Raw genomic sequence first — 4,839 nt, 5'->3', positions numbered from 1 at the left:
CTCCGCGAGGTTCGCCCCGGCTCAGACGGCCGGGGCGAACCTCGCGGCGTGGTCGCGGGCGAAGTCGGCGACGTCGCGCGGCGGGCGGCCGAGCAGGCCGGCGACCGCGTCGGTGGTGAAGTCGCCCCAGCCGGAGACGTACGCCCGCGCGTACTCCTCCAGCATGTCGGCGATCCATTCAGGGACACCGTGGCCGAGCAGCGTCTTGTGCTTGGCCTCGTCGCTGACCGGCAGATAGGCGACCGGCCTGCCGAGGACACGGCCCAGCTCGGCCGCCACCTCGTCGAAGGTCAGCGAGCGCGGGCCGGTGAGCGTGTACGTCCGGCCGTGGTGACGGTCGGGGGCGTCGAGGAGCACGCGGGCGGCGCATTCGGCGATGTCGCGCACGTCGATCATGCCGACCCTGGACGAGGCGACGTTCAGCGAGAACGTGCCGGTGGCCGCGATGTCGCCCGTCTCGTTCAGCAGGTTCTGCATGAACCAGTGCGGGCGCAGGATCGTCCAGCGCAGGCCGGACCGTTCGAGCTCCTGGTCCGACAGCGCGTGCAGCCTGCCGCTGCGGTTCGGCGCGTCGTGCGCCGCGCCGATCACGGACAGGCGCACGACGCGCTCCACGCCGGCCTGGCGTGCCGCCCACACGGCGTTCATGCTGTTCTCCGGAGCGCGCGGGCTGTTCGGGGTGAGCAGCCACAGGTCCTGCACGCCCTCGAAGGCGGGCGCCAGCGACCGGGGGTCGCCGAGGTCGCCGACGACGACCTCGGCCCTGTCCCTCAGCCCGTCCGCCCTGGACGCGTCGCGGACGAGGGCGCGCAGGCGGACGTCGGCCCCTTCCAGCGCGTCGATCAGCGCGGTGGACACGGTTCCGGTGGCTCCGGTGATCAGTACGGTGCGTGACATGTTCGTTCTCCTTGTGACTAGTTGGCAGACCCGGCGGTCGCCGGGTGGGCGGCGGGCCGCGGGGGTTTCCCGGCGGCCCGGCCGGTGGTGAGGCGCTCCAGGACCCAGAGCACGACGGTCCCGGCGGACAGGACGGCGCCCAGGACGCACACGGCGGTCCAGCCGCCGTGCACCCAGACCACCGAGGTCAGCGCGGAGCCCACCGCGCCGCCGACGAAGAAGGAGGTCATGAAGGCGGAGTTGATCCGGTTGCGGGCCTCGGGCCGCAGCGCGTAGATGACGTTCTGGCTGCTGTTGAGCACCGCCTGGTGCGCCAGGTCCAGCACGACCACGCCGGCGAGCAGCCAGATCAGGGAGCGTGTCCCGGCGGCGAGCGCCAGCCAGGACGCCGCCAGCAGGACCGTCCCCGCGCCGGTCACGATCTGCACGAGGCCGCGGTCGGCCAGCCGTCCCGCGACCGTGGCGGTCAGCGCGCCCACGACGCCGACCAGGCCGAACAGGCCGATGCCCGACTCCGACCACTCGTACGGCGCCCCGGCCAGCAGGAAGGTCAGCGCCGTCCACAGCACGCTGAACGAGGCCAGGCTGAGTGCGCCGATGGCCGCCCGCCACCGCAGCAGCGGCTCGTACCGGAACATCGCCATCGTGGAGCGCAACAGCTTCGGGTACGACAGGCGCCCGCCGTCGCCGCCGAGCCGGGGCAGGAAGACCCGCAGCAGCACGGCCGTCAGCGCCATCAGGGCGGCGTTCACCCAGTAGACCGTCCGCCAGCCGCCCAGCTCCGACAGCGTGCCGGAGGCGGTGCGCGCCAGCAGCAGGCCGAGCATCAGCCCGGTCATCACCGTGCCGACCACGCGGCCGCGTTCGGCGGGGGCCGCCAGCGTCGCCGCGAACGGCACCACGACCTGCGCGCCGACCGAGGCCAGGCCGGTCAGTGCCGTGCTGACCAGGAGCACCGTGCCGTCGGCCGCGGTGGCCGACACCAGCAGGAACACCGCGGTCGCCGCGTAGAGCGACACGGCGAGCCGCCGCCGCTCCACCAGGTCGCCGAGCGGCACCAGCAGGATCAGCCCGAGCGCGTACCCGGCCTGCGCGGCCGTCACCGTGAGCGCCGCCATCGAGGGTCCGAGGCCGAGTTCCCTGCCGATCAGGTCGAGCAGCGGCTGCGCGAAGTAGTTGCCCGCGACCGCCAGCCCGGTCGCCACCGACATGAGCAGGAGCAGCCCGTGCGACAGGCCGCCCTCAGGATGGGGTCTTGGCGTCATGCGTCCCAGCCTGAGGCATGAGCGATCAATGAGTCCAACGCATGTTTGTCATCTCAACGATCGTGAATCACGATTGATCCATGGAGCTTCAGCAGATGCGCTACGTCGTCGCCGTCGCGGAGACGGCCAACTTCACCCGCGCCGCCGAGCAGTGCCTGGTCGTCCAGTCGGCGCTGAGCCACCAGATCGCGCGGCTGGAGCGCGAGCTGGGCGCCAAGCTGTTCGACCGCACCAGCCGCAGCGTCCGGCTGACCCCGGCGGGCGAGGCGTTCCTCCCCGCCGCCCGCCAGGCTCTCGACGCCGCCGAGCGGGCCAGGGCCGAGGTGGCGGCCGCCGGCGGCGAGATCCGCGGCCGGCTCGCCATCGGCGCCATCCCCACCGTCACGGCGGTCGATCTGCCGGTCGCGCTACGACGCTTCCATCTGCGCCACCGGGAGGTACGCATCAGCCTGCGCTCCGGCGCGAGCGAGGAGTTCGTCGAACGGGTGCGGCAGGGCACGCTCGACGTCGCCTTCCTGGGGCTTCCCCTGGGCGTCCGGCCCAAGGGCGTCCGCGGCCGTGAGCTGGCGCGCGGCGACCTCGTCGCCGTGGTCGCGCCCGGCCACCCGCTGGCCGACAAGGAGCACGTGAAGCTGGACCGGCTGGCGGACGAGCGGTTCGTCGACTTCCCCGCGGGCAGCGCCGGGCGGATCCAGTCCGACGAGGCCTTCGCGGCGGCCGGGGTGCGGCGCGAGGTCGCCTTCGAAGTGTCGACCCCCGATTTCATGGCTCGCCTGATCCGGCAGGGCCTGGGCGTCGGGATGCTGCCGGCGGCCTTCGTGTCCCAGCTCCCCGACCTGCCCGTGGTCCGGCTCAGCGACGCTCCGGCCCGCGTGGAGCATCTCATCTGGAGCCGGCACCGGCCCTCCCCCGCCGCCGCCGCGTTCCTGTCGGCGCTGGGCGTCCCGGCGTCGTCCGAGGAGGCCGAATCCGGCGCGTGAGAGGCGCCGGGCGGCTCACCCCGCGGGCCGGTCGTTCCCGTGGAGCGCCTTGCGGAGCAGGGTGGCCAGCTGGTCCTGCTCGCGGGCGCTCAGGTTGGAGACGGCGGAGCGGGCGAACGCGAACGACTCCTCGAAGGCGGCGTAGAGGCCGGCGCCCTCGGGGGTGCGGACGATCTGCCGGGAGCGGCGGTCGTCAGGATGGGGCTGACGGCGGACGAGGTCGCGCGCCTCCAGCCTGCGGATGATCTGGGTGATGTTGGAGGCGTCGCATCCGAGCTCGTCGGCCAGCTCGCCCATGCCGCGCTCCCGGGTCAGCCGCCCCAGCACGCAGGCCTGCGCCACGCTCAGCCCGTGTCGCAGGGCGGCGGTCTCGAAGGCGCGGTCGTAGGCGTCGACGAAGTCGAACATCGCGCGTTCGGCGTCTGTCGACGCGGTGACGGGCCCTGTGGGTAGCGCCATGGCACCACTCTACCAAGAACTTGACTCACTCAAATATGTGTGCCAGGTTGAATGCTTGATTGACTCAAGCATCTACGAGAGGCAGACCGATGACGGTTACCAGCAAGGGACGGGCCCGGGAGTGGCACCTGGCCCGACGGCCGCGAGCACAGGCGTCGGCCGACGACTTCACGCTGGTCGAAGCCCCGATTCCCGACCTGCGGCCCGGTGAGGTCCTGGTCGCCAACACCCACCTGTCGGTCGACCCGTACATGCGTGGCCGGATGGACGACCGTCCGTCCTACATCCCGCCGTTCCCGCTGAACGCGCCGCTGGAGGGAGGAGCGGTCGGCGTGGTCGTCGAGTCCCGCGCCGACGGTGTCAAGCCGGGCCAGGTGGTCGAGCACTTCCTGGGGCTGCGCGAGGCCGCCGTGGTCGACGCGGCCGGGGTCTCCCCGATCGACACCGGCGATCTGCCCGCCGAGAGCTATCTCGGCGTGCTCGGCACGACAGGCCTGAGCGCGTGGCTGGGCATCACCCGGATGGCGGAGGTACGTCCCGGCGACACGGTGTTCGTCACCGGAGCGGCGGGGGCGGTCGGGAGCGTCGCCGGTCAGATCGCCAGGCTGCGGGGAGCCGGGCGGGTGATCGGCAGCGCGGGATCGCCGGCCAAGGTGCGCCATCTGGTGGACGACCTCGGTTTCGACGCCGCCTTCGACTATCACGACGGCGCGGCCGACGAGCTCCTCGCGCAGGCCGCGCCGGACGGCGTCGACGTGGTCTTCGACAACGTCGGCGGCGTCCAGCTGGAGGCCGCGATCGGCCGCCTGCGGGTCGGCGCCCGCCTGGCCCTGTGCGGGATGGCCAGCCAGTACGACGGCCGCGAGCCGCACGGCGTGCGCAACCTGTACGAGCTGGTCACCAAGCGAGCGACCGCACGTGGCTTCCTGGTCGCCGACCACCTGGACCAGATGCCCGCCTTCCGGGCCGAGGTGGGTTCCTGGGTGCGCTCGGGCCAGATCGTGCACCGGCAGACGGTGCTCGACGGCATCGAGCGGGTGCCCGAAGCCCTGCTGGGCCTGCTGCACGGCGGAACGTCCACGATCGGCAAGGCCGTCGTCCGGCTCGGGGAGCGGGCATGACACTCCCTGTGTCAACCTCAGGCAGCAACGAACTCGTTGAGCGCCGCTGCGGCGCCGTGTTTGGCGGGGTCGTAGGGGACACCGTCGAGCCAGCAGCGCCAGATCACGCGGATCCAG

At 72.7% G+C, this 4,839-nt stretch carries 5 protein-coding genes; 2 read left to right on the top strand and 3 right to left on the bottom strand.

The genetic code is table 11. The features are described 5' to 3' along the window. Window positions 1–21: 21 nt before the first annotated feature. Window positions 22–897, bottom strand: coding sequence for an SDR family oxidoreductase (locus KME79_RS44170; RefSeq protein ID WP_219552635.1), 876 nt, complete (start codon window positions 895–897; stop codon window positions 22–24). Window positions 898–914: 17 nt separating this feature from the next. Further along, on the bottom strand, window positions 915–2,162 hold the full coding sequence (locus KME79_RS44165) for an MFS transporter (protein ID WP_187281162.1): 1,248 nt from the start codon (window positions 2,160–2,162) through the stop codon (window positions 915–917). Between the two features lie 80 nt (window positions 2,163–2,242). Here KME79_RS44165 and KME79_RS44160 point away from each other — a divergent pair, with 80 nt between their 5' ends. Further along, window positions 2,243–3,142 carry a LysR family transcriptional regulator gene (locus KME79_RS44160; protein WP_219552633.1) on the top strand — a complete coding sequence of 300 codons (900 nt, stop codon included), beginning with the start codon at window positions 2,243–2,245 and terminating at the stop codon, window positions 3,140–3,142. Between the two features lie 15 nt (window positions 3,143–3,157). Here KME79_RS44160 and KME79_RS44155 read toward each other — a convergent pair whose 3' ends face one another. Next, complete coding sequence (locus KME79_RS44155) at window positions 3,158–3,601, bottom strand: MarR family winged helix-turn-helix transcriptional regulator (RefSeq protein WP_148031670.1); 444 nt, start codon at window positions 3,599–3,601, stop codon at window positions 3,158–3,160. 89 nt (window positions 3,602–3,690) lie between these two features. Between KME79_RS44155 and KME79_RS44150 the strand changes: the two genes are divergently transcribed. Continuing rightward, window positions 3,691–4,722, top strand: coding sequence for an NADP-dependent oxidoreductase (locus KME79_RS44150; RefSeq protein ID WP_219552631.1), 1,032 nt, complete (start codon window positions 3,691–3,693; stop codon window positions 4,720–4,722). Window positions 4,723–4,839: the final 117 nt, after the last annotated feature.

It is taken from the genome of Nonomuraea harbinensis (genome assembly GCF_019396385.1).
GTDB lineage: Bacteria > Actinomycetota > Actinomycetes > Streptosporangiales > Streptosporangiaceae > Nonomuraea > Nonomuraea ferruginea.
The sequence above is the reverse complement of the archived record's forward strand: the minus strand, read 5'-3'. Positions and strand labels throughout refer to the sequence as shown.